At 69.0% G+C, this 16437-nt stretch carries 15 protein-coding genes; 10 read left to right on the top strand and 5 right to left on the bottom strand.

Annotation, left to right across the window (positions count from 1 at the left end):
- Positions 1-290 precede the first annotated feature (290 nt).
- On the bottom strand, positions 291-1526 hold the full coding sequence (locus G406_RS0117130; RefSeq protein WP_028934780.1) for an isochorismate synthase: 1236 nt from the start codon (positions 1524-1526) through the stop codon (positions 291-293).
- A gap of 149 nt (positions 1527-1675) precedes the next feature.
- Between G406_RS0117130 and G406_RS0117125 the strand changes: the two genes are divergently transcribed.
- Entirely contained in the window at positions 1676-2206 is a 531-nt protein-coding gene (locus G406_RS0117125; protein ID WP_051342234.1) for a DUF3592 domain-containing protein, read from the top strand.
- A gap of 316 nt (positions 2207-2522) precedes the next feature.
- Here G406_RS0117125 and G406_RS0117120 read toward each other — a convergent pair whose 3' ends face one another.
- Entirely contained in the window at positions 2523-3329 is an 807-nt protein-coding gene (locus tag G406_RS0117120; protein ID WP_028934778.1) for an inositol monophosphatase family protein, read from the bottom strand.
- Between the two features lie 215 nt (positions 3330-3544).
- Here G406_RS0117120 and G406_RS0117115 point away from each other — a divergent pair, with 215 nt between their 5' ends.
- Both G406_RS0117115 and G406_RS0117110 read left to right on the top strand, forming a co-directional pair.
- Positions 3545-4657, top strand: a complete 1113-nt coding sequence (locus tag G406_RS0117115) for a glycosyltransferase family 4 protein (protein ID WP_281172458.1) — start codon at positions 3545-3547, stop codon at positions 4655-4657.
- Entirely contained in the window at positions 4657-5781 is a 1125-nt protein-coding gene (locus G406_RS0117110) for a glycosyltransferase (RefSeq protein ID WP_028934776.1), read from the top strand. The genes G406_RS0117115 and G406_RS0117110 overlap by 1 nt, the downstream gene beginning before the upstream one ends.
- A gap of 285 nt (positions 5782-6066) precedes the next feature.
- Here the strand turns inward: G406_RS0117110 and G406_RS0117105 are convergent, their stop codons facing one another.
- Positions 6067-6324: a hypothetical protein gene (locus tag G406_RS0117105; protein ID WP_028934775.1), complete on the bottom strand. Its 258-nt coding sequence runs from the start codon at positions 6322-6324 to the stop codon at positions 6067-6069.
- A 292-nt stretch (positions 6325-6616) separates the two neighbouring features.
- Here G406_RS0117105 and G406_RS0117100 point away from each other — a divergent pair, with 292 nt between their 5' ends.
- The 3 genes from G406_RS0117100 to G406_RS0117085 all read left to right on the top strand — a co-directional run bounded on the left by G406_RS0117100 (position 6617) and on the right by G406_RS0117085 (position 9861).
- On the top strand, positions 6617-8224 hold the full coding sequence (locus tag G406_RS0117100; protein WP_028934774.1) for a hypothetical protein: 1608 nt from the start codon (positions 6617-6619) through the stop codon (positions 8222-8224).
- A gap of 627 nt (positions 8225-8851) precedes the next feature.
- The gene (locus G406_RS0117090; RefSeq protein WP_211241179.1) at positions 8852-9205 is read left to right on the top strand and encodes a hypothetical protein; all 354 of its coding nucleotides are present in this window, start codon (positions 8852-8854) and stop codon (positions 9203-9205) included.
- A 290-nt stretch (positions 9206-9495) separates the two neighbouring features.
- Positions 9496-9861, top strand: a complete 366-nt coding sequence (locus G406_RS0117085) for a hypothetical protein (protein ID WP_156934953.1) — start codon at positions 9496-9498, stop codon at positions 9859-9861.
- Here G406_RS0117085 and G406_RS0117080 read toward each other — a convergent pair.
- Together G406_RS0117080 and G406_RS0117075 are read right to left on the bottom strand one after the other, a co-directional pair.
- Positions 9833-10987: an epoxide hydrolase family protein gene (locus tag G406_RS0117080; RefSeq protein WP_245607141.1), complete on the bottom strand. Its 1155-nt coding sequence runs from the start codon at positions 10985-10987 to the stop codon at positions 9833-9835. The two genes, G406_RS0117085 and G406_RS0117080, sit on opposite strands and share 29 nt — an antisense overlap.
- A 357-nt stretch (positions 10988-11344) precedes the next feature.
- Complete coding sequence (locus tag G406_RS0117075) at positions 11345-12463, bottom strand: epoxide hydrolase family protein (RefSeq protein WP_028934769.1); 1119 nt, start codon at positions 12461-12463, stop codon at positions 11345-11347.
- A 75-nt stretch (positions 12464-12538) separates the two neighbouring features.
- Here G406_RS0117075 and G406_RS0117070 point away from each other — a divergent pair, with 75 nt between their 5' ends.
- Genes G406_RS0117070 through G406_RS0117055 form a run of 4 tightly spaced genes read left to right on the top strand, consistent with a single transcriptional unit; the run spans position 12539 to position 16109 of the window.
- On the top strand, positions 12539-13498 hold the full coding sequence (locus tag G406_RS0117070; protein WP_028934768.1) for an amidohydrolase family protein: 960 nt from the start codon (positions 12539-12541) through the stop codon (positions 13496-13498).
- Positions 13499-13510: 12 nt separating this feature from the next.
- On the top strand, positions 13511-14425 hold the full coding sequence (locus tag G406_RS0117065) for an SDR family oxidoreductase (protein WP_028934767.1): 915 nt from the start codon (positions 13511-13513) through the stop codon (positions 14423-14425).
- Between the two features lie 17 nt (positions 14426-14442).
- A complete protein-coding gene (locus tag G406_RS0117060; RefSeq protein WP_028934766.1) occupies positions 14443-15129 on the top strand; it encodes a demethylmenaquinone methyltransferase in 687 nt (228 codons plus the stop codon).
- Complete coding sequence (locus G406_RS0117055) at positions 15126-16109, top strand: SMP-30/gluconolactonase/LRE family protein (RefSeq protein ID WP_028934765.1); 984 nt, start codon at positions 15126-15128, stop codon at positions 16107-16109. Before G406_RS0117060 ends, G406_RS0117055 begins: the two co-directional genes overlap by 4 nt.
- The last annotated feature ends 328 nt before the right edge of the window (positions 16110-16437 follow it).

Here is a 16437-nt window from a genome sequence, read left to right as displayed (position 1 = left end):
CACAGAGACTCCTGGGACTACGCGATCGCGCGAGGGCGCAGCCCAATGCGCAAAGAAGCGCCATCGGCACGCCACCCCGCACGGCATGCACGCACACCTGCCCCTTCCCCGCGATCCTGGCTAAGCACTTGGCGTGGCCGCCCGCTGTCAACCCTGAAACCTCGCCCCCGAACTACGCGCAACCAGGAACCCGCGCGAGGCCGGCGAAGCGGGGGGTTGAGAGCGGGCGGCCACGCCAAGCACACTGAAAGCCAGCGGGGATGCACACTGGACGAGCCAGCGAGGACGACCTACCCCAAAGCCGACCGGAAAGCGGACATCTTCGCGGCCACCTCGGCCACCTCGGTATCAGGATCGGAATCAGCCACGATCCCCCCACCGCCGAACAACCGCGCGGTACGCCCGGACAGCTGAGCACAGCGCAACGCGATCCCCAGCTCGCCATCCCCCTGGCTGTCGACCCAGCCGACGGGACCGGCGTACCGTCCCCGGTTCATCCGCTCCAGCTCGGCGATCAACGCGAGCGCCGGTTGACGAGGCGTACCGCCGACGGCCGCGGAGGGATGTACCGCACCGACCAGCCGCAACAGCGACGGGGGATCGGCCGGGTCCAGGGTGGCGGTGATGTCGCTGGACAGGTGGGTCACGTTGGGCAGTCGCAGCACCGACGGCGAGGCGGGCGCGTGGACTTCCTTGCACAGCGGCCGCAGGCAGTCGACCAGCGACTCCATCGCGTAGCGGTGTTCCTCGCGGTCCTTCGACGAGGCCAACAGGGCCGAACCGAGCTCGGAGTCGGTCAGTGAGCCGACCCAGTTCGTGCCGGCCAGTACGCGTGAGTTGACCTCGTGGCCGGAGCGGCGCAGCAGCAGTTCCGGCGTCGCGCCGACGAGGCCGTCGACGGAGTAGCTCCAGCAGGTCGGGTAGCGCCGGGACAGTTCGCCCAGCAGGTAGCGCGGGTCCAGCGGCTCGTCGGCCGTCGCCAGCAGGTCGTGTGCGAAGACCGCCTTGTACAGCTCACCGTCACGCATCCGGGACACGGCCTCGGCGACCGCGTCGCGCCAGCGCGCCGCCGGCAGCTGGCCGTCGGCGTAGTGCACTCCGGTCGCCGGGCGGACCGGGGACATCCGGCGGACCGACGGTGAGCGGGTGCCGGCGTCGATCTCGGTGATCCAGCCGACGCCGTCTCGGCAGCCGACCACGACCTGGGGCACCACGAGGACCGACTCGTCGGGGTCGTCGGAGAACGCGAAGCTCACGAACGCGACCGCGCCGGAGCCGGGGAGGCCCACCTCGTCGGTGACGTCCATGCGGCTGGTGAACGCGCGCCACCAGGCGTCGGCCGCGGCGAACCGGTCAGGTCCTCGGGTGGTGAAACGGGCGGCCTCACCCCAGCCGACCAGGCCATCCGTGCCGCGCACCCAGCACAGCGGGCCCTGCTCGTCGGGTAGCCGCTCGATCAGATGGCCAGGGTCGGGCAACGCCCGGGTACGAACCCTCGGCGAGTGCCCCAGCGGTTCGATGCTCACCCTACCGAGAGTAACTTAGGTCGCCCCTTTACGTCTCCACAGGATCTTCGAGGCGCCCGCCACACTCTCAGCGCGATATGCCGACCAGAGCTATAACGGCGCGACACCACTCAGCTGATCTTCAGGTGCCATCCGTACACTCCTGTGGCGTGACCTCCGCCCACGGCAGCAACCCCAGTACGACCGGGCGCCTGCTCGACGAGGCGGCCGGTCTGCTCCTGCCCGTTGTCATGCCGCTGGTCAGACGCCTTCCGGCGATCATCCTGGTGCTCCCGGGCCTGTGCACGGTGATCGGCGCGCTGGTGCTGATCGGTGCCTCGCGCGACGACGCGGCCATCAAGGCGAACAGCGCCGTGGCGACCGCCGAGGTGCTGCCCGGTTCGGACTGGCGCCGCACGCTGATCAGGTTCACCACCGCTGGCGGGGACACGGTGATCCCGGACAAGGGTGTCGCCTATCCGCGCGGGTTGCAGCCGGGGCAGGTCGTGCGGGTCGAGTACGACAGCACCCATCCGGACCTGGTCCGGGTCCTCGGGCGGGACGCATCGGTCGGCTACCTGCCGATCGGGCTGATGGTGCTGGGCATGTGGGTCGTCGCGCTGCCCATCGCGTTCGCGCTGCGCGGCAGGCAGCTACGGCAGATGGAGGCCGAACGCCTCGCCGCCATGGTCGCGCAGTAGCTACTGGCGGGCTTCCGCGCGTCTGAAGTTTCCGGTCGGGACCCCTCATCGGCTTCGCCTCGAGGGGCCCGCGACCGGAGACTTGGGCTGCTATGCCGTTCGCTTCGCTCCGGCTTCGCTGCCCTCGCTTGACGCGCGCTTGTCTGATCGCGTTTTGCTTCGCCTGTTGCGTTCTTTGCAGTGCTTTGCTCTGAACCCTCTTCGGGGAGACTCGCGGAGCGGAGTCGGGTCGGCTTCGCACTGAACTCCCTTCGGGAGACTCGCGGAGCCGGCTTGTTGAGGGTGTCGCCGATGGTGATCAGCTGCACCTGCACCGCTACGCGCCCCACCAGCTGAGCACCTCATCGGCCGCCGCGGGCGCCGCGACCAGCGCGCCGTTCGCCGGCAGCGGATCGGGCCTGCCGTCCCGGTCGAGTACCACCGCGCCCGCTTCCAGCGCCAGCGCAAGTCCCGCCGCGACGTCCCATTCGCGGTAGTCCTCCAGGACCGCCGCCACCGCGTGGCCGAGCGCGACCTGGGAGATGGCGAGCGCGGCCGAACCGAGAACGCGCACCCCGCAGCCCGCCGCGTCGGCCAGCTCGATGAGCCGCGTCGGCCAGTGCCCGGAACCGCGTTCGACACACACCGGATAGCCGTGCGCGGTCGCCTGCTCCGAGATGCGGACCGGCACGCCGTTGACCCGGGTACCTCGGCCCCGCGCCGCCGCGTACACCTCGGCCTGGCTCGGGTTCGAGATCACCCCGACCACCGGGCCGGCCGAGTCGAGCAGCGCGAGCGAGTAGCTGAACCAGGGCAGCCCGGCCAGGTAGTTCGCCGTGCCGTCCAGCGGCGCGACCACCCACCGGAACTCGGACCCCGACGGCACCGGCGGCTCGTACTGCGCGCCCGCCACGGCGATGTCGGGGAACTCGGCGGCCAGCACCCGTCTGGTGTGCCGCTCCAGCGTTCGGCCGGTGTCGGTGACCCAGTCGAACGGGTGCGAGCGGATTGCCGGGTCGACCCGGCAACCCCGGTCCGCGGTCGCCGAGATGACCTCGGCCGCGTCATTGGCGAGCCGGCCGCCGACCTCCAGCGCTCGGGAGAGCAGCCCCGGGTCCACGGGCGGCGAGTACAACACCGTCATGTCAGCCAACTGTGTCGGCGCTCGGTGTCGCGCGCGCGACTGTCGTGTCGACGGGGGATGACGTTCGTCGGAGCACCGGGTGGTGTCCGTGGATGTTGTTGTTGTGTTCCTCGGTTGGCAATGCCTGCTTCGGCTGGTCGGGAGGTACCCGGGGCATGGTCCGCGGTGTGCGAGTGGCGATCGTTTCCGAGTGTTTCCTCCCGACAGTCAACGGCGTGACCAACTCGGTGCTCCGGGTGATCGAACACCTGCGCCGAGGTGGGCACGAGGTGATGGTGGTGGCGCCGGGCGGGTCCTCGGCGGAACCGGACACGTACCTGGGCGTCCCGGTCGTGCGGGTGCCCGCGCTGGACCTGCCGGTGGTGAACTCGATGCCGATCGGTCTGCCGACCCGCAAGGTGCTGACCGCGCTGCGCGAGTTCGCGCCCGACGTCGTGCACCTGGCCTCCCCGTTCATCATGGGTGCACGGGGGCTCGCCGCGGCGCGCAGGCTGTCGGTGCCCACCGTGGCCATCTACCAGACGGATGTGGCCGGTTTCGCCACCTCCTACGGGCTCGGGTTGACCGCCCGCGCGGCCTGGCGGTGGACCTGCCGGTTGCACACCCTCGCCGACCGCACGCTCGCGCCGTCCAGCTGGGCGGCCGATGCGCTGCGCGGCAGGGGAGTGCCGAGGGTGCATCGCTGGGCTCGCGGCGTGGACATCTCCCGGTTCCGGCCGTCGCGGCGGCTCGCCCGGTGGCGCGGCGAGCTGGCCCCGAACGGCGAGCTGCTGGTGGGCTACGTGGGCAGGCTGGCGCCGGAGAAGCAGGTCGAACGCCTTGCCGCACTGCGCGGGCTGCCGAACGTCCGCCTGGTCGTCGTCGGCGAAGGCCCGAGCGAGGCCCGGCTGCGTGAGCTGCTGCCCGGCGCGGCGTTCCTCGGTTTCCGCGAGGGTGACGAGCTGGCCGAGCTGTACGCCTCGCTCGACGTGTTCGTGCACACCGGTCCGTCCGAGACGTTCTGCCAGGCCGTGCAGGAGGCCCTGGCCAGCGGTGTGCCGGTGGTCGCGCCCGACGCGGGCGGCCCGAGGGACCTGGTTGCGCCCGGCCGCACCGGCTACCTGTTCCCGCCAGGGACCGACCCGTCGGACCCGGAGTCGGCCGAAGCGCTGCGCGCCGCGGTGCTCGCGCTGACCGAGCCCGAGCTGCGGCGCCGCGCGGGCCTGGCGGCGCGCCGGTCGGTGCTGCAGCGGGACTGGGGCACGGTGTGTGACGAGCTGATGGACCACTACGCGCAGGTGATGAACGACGGTCCGCTCGACGAGCGCACCGATCACCGCGCCGCCTGATGCACATCGTCCAACTGGCCAACTTCTACGGTCCGCGCTCCGGTGGCCTGCGCACCGCGCTGCACCACCTCGGCGCCGGCTACGTGGCGCGCGGCCACCAGGTGACGCTCGTCGTCCCAGGTGGTCAGCGCACCGAGGAATGGCTGGCCCCTCGGCTGCGCCGGATCACGTTGCCGGCGCTGAAGCTGCCCGGCACCGGCGGCTACCGCGCCGTCGACCCGTGGCGGGTGCGGGCGCTGCTGGAACAGCTGCGACCGGACGCCATCGAGGTGTCCGACCGCCTGACCCTGCGCGGGCTGGGCACCTGGGCCGCGAGCAAGGGCGTGCCCAGCGTGGTCATCTCGCACGAGCGGCTGGACCGGCTGCTGGAGCAGTTCCTGCTGCCCGGCTCCGCCGCGCGCCGGTGGGCGGACCTGGCGAACCGCAGGATGGCCGCCAGCTACGACACCGTCGTGTGCACGACCGGTTTCGCACGCGCCGAGTTCGACCGGATCGGCGCCCGCAACGTCCTGCAGGTACCGCTCGGCGTCGACCTCACCGCGTTCTCCCCGACCCGCAGGGACGTCGAGCTGCGCGACCATCTCGCGGGCACCGCCGAGCACCTGCTGGTGCACTGCGGCAGGCTGTCGGCGGAGAAACACGTGGAACGCAGCGTCGACACGGTCGCCGCGCTGCACGCGGCCGGGCACCGGGTCCGGCTGGTCGTCGCGGGTGACGGCCCCCGCCGAGCCGCGCTGGAACGCCGGGCGCGCACGCTGCCGGTGACGTTCCTCGGCTTCGTCGCGCAGCGCGAGGCGGTGGCGCGCCTGCTCGCCTCGGCCGACGTGGCGCTGGCCCCCGGCCCGCACGAGACGTTCGGCCTGGCGGCGCTGGAAGCGCTGGCCAGCGGCACCCCCGTGGTGGTCTCGCACTCGTCCGCGCTGGTGGAGATCGTGCAGCCGGGCTGCGGTGCGGCGGTCCCCGACGACCCGGCGGCGTTCGCCGGCGCGGTCCAGGGCCTGCTGGCGGCGGAGGAGATAGAACGCAGGTTCCTGTCCCGCGCGAGAGCCGAACAGTTCCCCTGGCCCACCTCGGTCACAGGAATGCTCACAGCCCTGCGCGAGTCGGGCCTCTCAGCACACTGAGTCGGGACGATCAGCACACCACGGTCTGAGTCGTGGGGACGCGGTGCCGGTGTGTTTTCGGCCAGGGTGGGTGCCCGGCGGCTTCGGCAAAACGGCACCGGACCGATCTTCGGTGTCTTATAGTGCATACCGGCTGTGCTGGTGGAGTCGGATGAGCGCCGTGCGTGCCGTGACATCTGGGGGGCGGATGCGTAGCTCATTGTGGACTGTGGTGCCGTTGTTGGCACTGCTGGCGAACTCGATCTCGGGGCCGGTGGCCGTCCCGGTCGCTCAGGTCTCGTCGGTTCAGACCTCGGTGTCGACCACTGGGGCCGGCCCGTGGCGAGCCGATCCGGCGCCGCCGCCCGGGGGAGGCGGCAACGACGCGGACCCTGTGCCCAAACCGGGCCCGTCCAAGGACAGCTCGTCGAACTCGTCATCGAACAACAGCGGGCCGGGCCCCACCGAGGCGGCACACGCCAACCCGAGCGCCCCCGCGGAGAACAGCGGCAACAACTCCGCCGACACCCCGAAGCCGGCGCCGCGGCAACCCTCGCCGCCCACCGCCCCCGCTCAAGGCACCGAGCCGACCGCTGCCGCCCGCCCAGCGCCGCCACCCGCGGCCTCCGCACAGTCGCCGCTGACGCCCGCCCCCCGGACTCCACCCGTCCCCGGCGTGCCGCAGGCAGCCACACCGGCGGGGACGACCCCGACCGATGCGGACGGTCGGCCGATCCTGCCGGGCCTGACGTCCGCGCTACGCCCACAGAACGGTCAGCCTAACTCCACGAGTCCAGAGCTACCTCAGGACGGTCTGCCGCACCCCGAATCGCTTGCACCGTTCGCGCCCGCCGCGGTGGCCGGGACAAAGCCGCTGACCCCGGATGCGGATTCCGCCCGCATCCTGCGTGGCTTCCAGCAGTCGCGTCCCGGCGACCTTCGTGGCCAAGCGCCCGACTTCGCCACCACACCGGTTACGCCTGAGCAGCTGTCCGGATTGGTCAGCCAGGAAGCCGGCGACCCCCGCAAGTTCGCCAACGCGCTGCACGAGCTAGCCGGCCCGAACCCGAACGTGACCTCGTCACCTCTGCTGCTGTCCGCCGGCGACAACGCCTACGGACAGGCCAACCTCTACCAGGTCAAGGGCGTCGACGGGACGAACTACCTGATGGACAGCGACGGAGCCCACTACACGAGCTTCGACGACTATCTGAGGAACAACCCGCTCCCCGACGGTGTATCGGTCACCCGTCCTGCAGACCTGGGCGACCCCACCGGCAGCGGCGACATGCTACTGACCAGCCTCGCTCACCCGACCGGTTTCTGGGAGACGACCAGAGACACCGGTAAATGGTTGACCGGCGCGGGAGCACGATTGCTTCACGAGGGACTGACCGGGCCTTCGGACCAGGGCGATCTCAAGGTCCTCAAAACAATCGGCGGTGTCGGGCTGACGTTTGTCGGCAGTCTCGTCACCGGCGTGTACACGGGCCAGGACCTGATCAGCCGCTACCAACACGGCCAAGGCATGGGCCTCGACGACCCCCGAGCTCGCGCCGATTACATCGATGTCGCCAACGGCGCCTCCAACGTTGCGGCGATATTCACTGGCGGAGCCGTAGCTGCGGGCAAAGCGGGACTCACTCGAGTTCTGGGAGCAACCGCGACCGGCTTAGCCGTGCCAGGAGTCACTGACCAAGGCGTAAAGCTGTCCAATAACTGGGACAAGCTCACACCGTCGCAACGGATAGGTGAAAGCGCTGGACTCGGCGCTTCCGTCGGCTTGCTCGCAGCCCCTCTTGCCGGCAGCAAACTGCTCCCCAAGGGGGCCCTCGGCGCGCGCAGCCCGGTGCTCGAGCAACTCGACAGTCGCCTTTCACAGGGTGCGGGGGTCGGCGTCGATGAGCTAGGCCTGCCCCCAGCGCAAAGGCAAGCTCTCCCGGACCTGCTCAAAGACAATCCCGGATACACGTACTGGGAATATCAGGGCAAGGGTTTTGTTCGCCGCACCCCTGAAGGTCCCGACCTGGTCACGGTTGGTCGCCCGCCCGACAGCAATATGAAAGCGGATTCGGGCGCAGGTAGGGGTGGCGCAGGCACGTGGAACCCCCTAGCGTCTGGGCCAACTCAGATTGCTGCGCCTGGCAAACCGGTCCCGGGATATAGCCCTGGCACTGCGAATTCGGTCTTCACGCCGAACCGCCTACAGCACGGCACGAGACATCTGACCGAGCACCAAATCTTGGGGAACTTCTCCAAGAAGGACAGTCCGGCAATCATCGAACAGAAGCTCACGCCGATTTTGGAGACTCCTGAAGCTGTTTTCGACGCGAAGTCTGGGCCTGATCCGGTGAAAGGATTCCTCGGGACTATTGATGGGAAGCACGAGCCGTCTTGGTTTTCAAAGAGGGGCCGTACAAAGGGCAGCTCGCTACAGCTATCGTTCCGTATCCGAGCCAGCTGAAAAAGTGGGGAATTCTATGAGTGAGGTTCCTGCTAAGGAGTGTCTTACGATCCTTGTTGGATACCCGGGAGAAACGGGGAAGGAGTTTGTCCCAGGTATTATCGTGTATGGGCTAGGTGCACTGGATGGGGTGGCCGGCGAGCCGGCCCCTCAGCTTGGCGAGTGTTCCAACAGCTTTCGGCTAGTTGGAGAAAAGTGGGAGGTGGTGATGTGGGAATTCCTAATGTGGCAATGGCCGGCCGGCGAGGCCTGGCAAAAAAGGCTGTCGGCATTCCTATGCTCCATGATCGAGGCTGGGGCGCAAGTAGCCTGGATAGGGTACGAGACTGCGCCGTACGCGGATCCGCCTTCGCTCTTTGACCCGCAGTACATGCTGGGTGGAGTCTTTGCGTGGCGCACAGCGGACGGCTGGGTGGGAGGTAACCTCGATCCAGACCGCCCCTTGTCTCCGGCTAGTGCTGACGAGCTGTTGGCGCTGCGTGCGTATGCCGCAGGCCTGGCTGACGTTGACTGACCCAGGCTGTTCCCGGAAACTTGCTGGACATTCCTTGGTGCGGGGACGGTCTTAGCTAAATGCTGGCGGAACCATAATAAAGCCGTTGCTAGGTAACGACTGAAATGACTGAGGTGGCTGACCTGCTGTCCATCGATGATTTGCCCAATGGCTTCGAGTACCCTGCGGAGTTCGTCCGTGTTGTTGAACTCGGCCTGACCGATCTCGAACCGTGGTGGATCCTCGAAGGTGATTTGTTGCGGCGCCGAACGGTCGGCATTCGGGAGCGCTACCCCGATCGCTGTCTAGTACCGTTTGCGCGTCGTCAGGACAACGATGATGTTGCATGCTGGGACCTGGACGATGGAGGTGTGGCGATCATTCATGACATGGCGAGTCCTGGCTGGGAGCAGCGACAACGGTTCGTCGACTTCACTGCGTGGCTACGCCAGGCATTCGAGGACTTGATCGAGTTCGGGCCTTCGTGAACGAGGTTCTGTTCGATTTCGCTGGGGCCGAGGAAGTGAGGTATCCGCGGACATCTTTCGCGAGGTGGCTCGTCGGCTGTATGTAAGCTCTGGTGCTGGGGAAGCCCACTCGAGGGTTGATTTCGACGCAGAGGATCTCCGGGGCAGCTCGCCGTTCGAGTCTTGCCGAGCATTCGAATTGAGGATCAACTGCTGTTTCCTGACGAGCCGCTCGAAGATCGGTCCGAGGCTGCAACGGCTTCACCATGGGTTAGGTTTCGTTCGTTCAACGATCACGGGGAGGGCGTTCGGTGACTGTTCGGGCAAGGCAGACGGGGCGGGGTGTTCCGCTGACCGTGTCGCTGGTCGTGTTCACCCTGTTCGAGATCTTCGCGCTGGTGATCAATTTCCTGGTGTGGCGGCAGATCGTCACGCATGGCCAGCAGAATCCGGAAGTGCCGGCCGGCGCGATGGTGCTGCTCGTCGTGGCGCTGATCGCGCTGGCCGGGGTGTGGTTGTGGTGGCGGAAGGCCGTGTACCTGCTGGCCGTTGTCGTCGCGGTCGCGGTCGTCTATGACTCGGTCTTCGGGCTGGCGTCACTGGCCCTGCTGATTCGGCTGGTGCTGATCGCCGCGCTGGGCTGGTGCATCAAGCTGAAGTGGGATTCATTCCGGTAAACGGGCGGAAAGACTCGCGGATATCGGTCAACACCAACTCCGGTTGTTCGAGTGACGCGAAGTGGCCGCCTTGCTCGTAGGTCTTCCAGCGCACGATGTTGTTCGACTTCTCCGCCACCCGCCGGACCGGCGCCGCGATGTCGTGGGCGAACACCGCGACCGCCGTCGGCACCGTGTTCTCCGCGAGCGCGTGGCGGAAGTTCTGGTAGCCGTCGTAGTAGTAGCGCGCTGACGAACCGGCCGTGCCGGTCAGCCAGTAGAGCATCACGTTGGTGAGCAGCGCGTCCCGGCCGACCGGGTTGCCGGTCCAGTGGTGGAACGCGTCGACGATCCAGGCCAGCTGCCCGACCGGGGAATCGGTCAGGGCGTAGCTGATCAGCTGCGGGCGGGTGCTCTGCAGCGCGGAGTAGCCGCCCAGCTCGGCGCGGTAGCGGCGCCCGGTCTCGACGCTGTGCCGCTCCTCGGGGTCGGACAGGTCCGCGTCCTTCCCGCTGATCGACGCCGAGAAGATCTGCAGGACGTGCAGCGCGACGAGGTGCTCGGGGTCGGCGACACCCAGCTCGCGGGTGATCGCGGAACCCCAGTCGCCGCCGTGCGCCAGGTACCGGTCATAGCCGAGGCGGCTCATCAGCTCGGCCCATGCCCTCGCCACCCGGAACTGGTCCCAGCCGGTCTCGGTCGTCGGACCGGACAGGCCGTAGCCGGGCAGCGAGGGCAGGACGACGTGGAACGCATCCGTCGCGTCGCCGCCGTGGGCGACCGGGTTTACGAGCGGGCCGATCAGATCGAGGTATTCGACGATCGAACCGGGCCAGCCGTGCGTGAGGATCAACGGCCGGGCATCCGGCTCGACGGAGCGGACGTGCAGGAAGTGCACGTTCTGGCCGTCGATCTCGGTGGTGAACTGCGGGAACGAGTTGATCTGAGCTTCCGCCGCGCGCCAGTCGTAGCCGGTGCGCCAGTACTCGGCAAGCTCGCGCAGCTCCTCGACCGGCGGTCCGAGCCGCCAGCCGCCATCGGCCGGGGTGGCCGGTCTGGGCTGGTCCGGCCAGCGCGTGTCGGCCAGCCGGCGATGCAGGTCGTCCAGCGCGGACTGGGGGATCGCCAGACGAAACGGGGTGATCACTCACGGCAGTTTAGTTGGCCTGTTCCGCGCGCCATCGTTCCCGGAGGGCCCTTCGGGCCGACCGGGAACGATCCAGGCGGCTCGCCTGACGGCTCGCTGCCTGGGTTTTTTCCTCGCGGGCCCCTCTACCCTTCGGGCTTGGGGGCCCACTCGGAAAAATGTCGCCTTCGGCGACGCGCGCGCTTGCTGCCGCGGCCTGGGAGCCGCCACTCATGCACTACCCGCCTTCGGCGGAACCCCTTCGGGCGCCTTGCGGGGCCACCTTTGAGACGTGTGCCAGCACGTGCCGGGCGACTCGCTAGGTGCCCGGCTTGCGATGAGGTGTCTCGGCTGTCGTGCCTGGGGTCCGACCGGAGGCTAGCGGTAGGCGGTGAAGAACTCGCGCAGGTCGGTGACCAGCAGGTCGGGAGTCTCCATGCCGGGGAAGTGGCCGCCTCGGTCGAACGTCGTCCAGCGTGCGATCGTGTCGGTCTGCTCGGCGATGCGGCGCACCGACACCGAGTTGTCGTGCGGGAACTGCGCCACCGCCGTCGGCACGGTTCCCCTCGCCGGCTCGTCTCCCCAGGTGGCGGCGCTCTCCCGGTAGATCCGCGCCGAGGAGCCCGCCGTGCCGGTCAGCCAGTACAGGGCCACATTGGTCAGTAGCGCGTCGCGGTCGACGCCGCTGTCGGTCCAGTGCTCGAAGATGTCGACGATCCAGGACAGCTGCGCGACCGGCGAGTCGGTCAGGCCGTAGGCGATGAGCTGTGGACGGGTGCTCTGGATCGACGCGTAACCGCCGAGCTCGTGCTCGAAGCGCAGACCGGCGTCCGCCGCGCGCTGTTCCTCGGGCGTAGTCGCGGTCGTCGAGTCCACCGTCGCGCCGAACAGCTGCAGCACGTGCAGCGCCATGACGTGCCCAGGATCGACCAGCCCCAGCTCGCGGGTGATCGCCGCGCCCCAGTCGCCGCCGTGCGCGACGTACCGGTCGTAGCCGAGACGCCGCATCAGCTCGGCCCACGCCCTGGCCATGCGCGACGTCGTCCAGCCCAGCTCGGTCGTCACGCCGGACAGGGTGAACCCGGGGATGGTCGGGACCACCAGGTGAAACGCGTCGGCTCGGTTGCCGCCGTGCGAAACGGGGTCGGTCAGCGGACCGATCAGCTCAAGGAACTCCATGATCGAACCGGGCCAGCCATGCGTGAGGATCAGCGGCAGCGCATCCGGCTCGGGGGAGCGGACGTGCAGGAAGTGCACGTTCTGGCCGTCGATCTCGGTGGTGAACTGCGGAAACGAGTTGATCTCCGATTCGGCCGAGCGCCAGTCGTAGCGAGTGCGCCAGTACTCGGCCAGCTCTCGCAGGTCGTCGACCGGGGGACCGAAGCTCCAGTCGGCTCCGGCGGGCTGGTCCGGCCATCGGGTGTCGGCGAGGCGGCGGTGCAGGTCGTCGAGAGCGGTCTGGTCGACCTGAAGGGTGAATGGTTCGATCGTGGCCATGCCGGTGACGCTATGACCCATCAGTGCCAGTTTCCGTCCTGAATCGGCGCCGAGGATCTGTGCCAGGCTCAGGGCGTGTCCGCCGAGGAACAACTGATCGATGTCCACGCGCACTTCGTCACCGACTTCTACGTCGAGGCGGCGAGAGCGGCCGGTCACCTCCGGCCGGACGGCATGCCGGACTACCCGGGCTGGTCCGTCGAGGACCACCTGGAGCTGATGGATCGCGGCGGGATCCGCACCTCGGTGCTGTCCATCTCTTCGCCGGGCACCCACTTCGGAGACGACCAGGCAGGTCGGCGGCTCGCTCGCAGGGTCAACGAGTACGCGGCGTCCGTCGTCCGTGACCACCCGGGGCGCTTCGGTCACTTCGCCTCGCTGCCGCTGCCCGATGTGGACGGTTCCCTCGCCGAGCTCGCCCACGCACTGGACGAGCTGGGCAGCGACGGTGTCGCGCTGGAGACCAACGCCGAGGGCACCTACCTCGGCGACCCCCGCTACGAGCCGCTGTGGACCGAGCTCGACCGCCGCGCCGCCGTCGTGTTCGTCCATCCCACGTCGCCGACCTGCCATGACGCGATCGCGCTCGGCAGGCCCCGGCCGATGCTGGAGTTCATTTTCGACTCCACCCGCACCGTGAGTGACCTCGTGTTCTCCGGTGTCCTGCTCCGGTATCCGGCCATCCGGTGGGTCTTCACGCACGGCGGTGGCACGCTTCCGTTGCTCGCCGACCGGATGGAGCTGTTCCGCACGGTCTTCCAGGGCGGCGACCCGGCCTCAGACACGGTGCCGGAGCAGCTGGCGCGGCTCTGGTTCGACATGGCCGGCACGCCGTTCCCCAACCAGGTTGCCGCACTGACCAGGGCGTTCGGTCACGAACGCGTCCTGTACGGGAGCGATTACTGCTGGACGCCGGCCGCCGGGGCGCTCGCGCAGATCGCCTCCGTGGACGCCGCCGACCAGCCGCCCGGGGACACCTGGAGGACCCTGACCACCCGGAACGCGAATCGACTTCTGCGCGGGACGTCGAGCTGACAGACTCGGCCGATGGTCGATCCTGAGGCCCTGCGTGGGCGAGTCGCCGTGGTCGCCGGAGCAACCCGAGGCGCGGGCCGGGGGATCGCCGCAGCGCTCGGCGAAGCCGGGGCCACGGTCATCTGCACCGGCCGCAGCAGCCGAACCGGGGCGGGCAACTCCGACTACGACCGCGCCGAGACGATCGAGGAGACCGCCGAGCTGGTCACCAGCCTCGGTGGTACCGGCATCGCCGAGCAGGTCGACCACCTCGAATCCGGCCAGGTGTACGCGTTGGCGCAACGCATCCGGCGCGACCACGGGCACATCGACGTGCTGGTCAACGACATCTGGGGCGCCGAGAAGCTCAAGGGCGGGCCGGCCGACTGGAACACCCCGATCTGGGATCACGACCTCGACGCCGGCCTGCGCATCCTGCGGCTCGCGATCGACACCCACCTGATCACCTCGCACCACCTGCTGCCGCTGCTCGTGGACCGGCCCGGCGGGCTGCTCGTCGAGGTCACCGACGGCACGAACGCGTTCAACGCGGAGAACTACCGCATCTCCGTGTTCTACGACCTGGCCAAGACCGCGGTGAACCGGCTCGGCTACTCCCAGGGCCACGAGCTGGCGCCCCGCGGCGCGACGGCGTTCGCGCTGACGCCCGGCTGGCTGCGTTCGGAGATGATGCTGGACAACTTCGGCGTGTCCGAGCAGAACTGGCGCGACGCACTGACCGGCTCCATCGACGGCTACCCGGCTGCGCCCCCGGGTTTCGCCGCGTCCGAGTCGCCCCGTTACGTGGGCCGCGCCGTTGCCGCGGTGGCCGCCGACCCCGACCGCGCCCGCTGGAACCAGGCGTCGGTGACCAGCGCCGACCTGGCCCGCGCCTACGGCTTCACCGACGTCGACGGAACCCGGCCCGACAGCTGGGCCAACCTGTGACCCCGTAGCCTCGGTGGGTGTCTCGAGCCGGTTTGGACAAGGACCCCCGTGACGTCGCGCGCATGTTCGATGCGGTCGCCCAGCGCTACGACCTGACCAACACGCTGCTGTCCGGCGGGCAGGACAAGCTGTGGCGCATCGCCACCCGGCGCGCACTGGCGCCGACCGCCGGTGAGCGGGTGCTCGACCTCGCGGCCGGCACCGGCGTGTCGACCGTCGAGCTGGCGAAGGACGGGGCGTGGTGCCTCGCCGCCGACTTCTCGCTCGGCATGCTGCGCAACGGGCTGCACCGCAACGTTCCGATGGCCGCGGCCGACGCGCTGCACCTGCCGTTCGCCGACGCGAGCTTCGACGCGGTGACGATCTCGTTCGGGTTGCGCAACCTCGTCGACACGGTCGCGGGCCTGGCCGAGATGGCGCGGGTGACGAAGCCCGGCGGACGCATGGTGATCTGCGAGTTCTCCACCCCGACCTGGGCGCCGTTCGCCACGGTCTACAACAACTACCTGATGCGGGCGCTGCCCGCGATCGCCACGAAGGTCAGCAGCAACCCCGAGGCCTACGTCTATCTCGCCGAGTCGATCCGAGCCTGGCCCGACCAGGCAGGACTCGCGGCGAAGCTGGCCGAGGCCGGCTGGTCGGACGTGGCGTGGCGGAACCTGACCGGCGGGATCGTGGCGCTGCACCGGGCGCGTAAGGCATGAGGCGCGCGGGCTTGGCGTTGGCTCTGGTGTTCCTGGCGGGCTGCTCGGCACCTGCGCAACCACCGGCCGCTCCACCCGCGCCGACCAGCACCGCGCCCGCGTCACCCACCGCCGTTCCGCTCCCGGACTCCGCGCCGGACACCATCACCCTGCCGCCCGGGTTCTCGCCCGAGGGCATCGCGGTCTCCCCGGCTGGTGACACCGCCTACCTCGGTAACCGGGAGACCGGCGCGATCATCCGCGTCGATCTGGCGACCGGCGCCACGACGCCGCTGGTTCCGGCGAGCGGAACGCCCGCGCAAGGGATGAAGCTCGACGACCGGGGGCGGTTGTACGTGGCCGGCGCGGACAGCGGTCACGCCCGGATCGTCGACAGCCGTTCCGGGAAGCAGCTCGCCGACTTCGCTCTGGTCGCTCGGCCGACGGAGGACAACACCCTGATCAACGACGGGGTGCTGACCTCTGACGCGTGGTGGTTGACCGACTCGCGGAACGCTGTCCTGTACCGGATCGCGTTGCCCGCCGACGGGTCCGTGCCGACTGCGCGGGACGTTCAGGTGGTGAAGCTGGGCGGTGACTTCGCCGTCTCCGACGGCATCAACGCCAACGGCATCGCTTCCGACGGCTCTTCGCTGTACATCGTGCAGTCCAACACCGGGAAGCTGTTCCGGGTCTCTGTTCCTGACGGGCGTACCACGCAGGTTCAGCTGCCTGTGTCCTTGGAGGATGGGGACGGGCTGTTGCTGGACGGGTCCACGCTTTACGTTGCGCAAAACGATCCGAACACTCTGACCGTGCTCCGACTGGATCCTTCGGGGGTTCGGGGGTCGTTGGTCACCCGGGTCAAGGACGCTCGGTTCGACAAGCCGACCACGATCGCTGCTGTGGGGTCTCGGCTTTATCTGCCGAACGCTCGGTTTGATGTGGAGCCGACGGCTACCACCCGGTACACGTTGGTTTCGGTGCCTCGGCCGGGGTAGGTCGTCCTCTGCGTTCTCGGCGTCGTCCCCGCTGGCTCGTCAGTGTGCATCCCCGCTGGCTTTCAGTGTGCTTGGCGTGGCCGCCCGCTCTCAACCCCCGGCTTCGCCGGCCTCGCGCGGGTTCGTGGTTGCGCGTAGTTCGGGGGCGAGGTTTCAGGGTTGACAGCGGGCGGCCACGCCAAGTGCTTAGCCAGGATCGCGGGGATGGGGGTGGTGTGCGTGCATGTCGTAGGTGGTGGCGGGCCGATGGCGCTTCTTTGCGCATTGGGCTGCGCCCTCGCGCGCTGCGCGTAGTCCCAGGAGTCTCTGTGGTCGCTTTTGTCACGCC

Source organism: Actinospineispora spinosispora DSM 44797 (assembly GCF_000429025.1).
GTDB classification, from domain to species: domain Bacteria; phylum Actinomycetota; class Actinomycetes; order Mycobacteriales; family Pseudonocardiaceae; genus Pseudonocardia; species Pseudonocardia spinosispora.
Note: the sequence above shows the minus strand (reverse complement) of the source record. Positions and strands in the feature narration are given on the sequence as shown.

Excerpts from the sequence above, each read along its gene's own strand:
- G406_RS0117120 (WP_028934778.1), bottom strand. The coding sequence starts at position 3,329 with ATGACGGTGTTGTACTCGCCGCCCGTGGACCCGGGGCTGCTCTCCCGA.
- G406_RS0117110 (WP_028934776.1), top strand. The coding sequence starts at position 4,657 with ATGCACATCGTCCAACTGGCCAACTTCTACGGTCCGCGCTCCGGTGGC.
- G406_RS0117075 (WP_028934769.1), bottom strand. The coding sequence starts at position 12,463 with ATGGCCACGATCGAACCATTCACCCTTCAGGTCGACCAGACCGCTCTC.
- G406_RS0117065 (WP_028934767.1), top strand. The coding sequence starts at position 13,511 with ATGGTCGATCCTGAGGCCCTGCGTGGGCGAGTCGCCGTGGTCGCCGGA.
- G406_RS0117055 (WP_028934765.1), top strand. The coding sequence starts at position 15,126 with ATGAGGCGCGCGGGCTTGGCGTTGGCTCTGGTGTTCCTGGCGGGCTGC.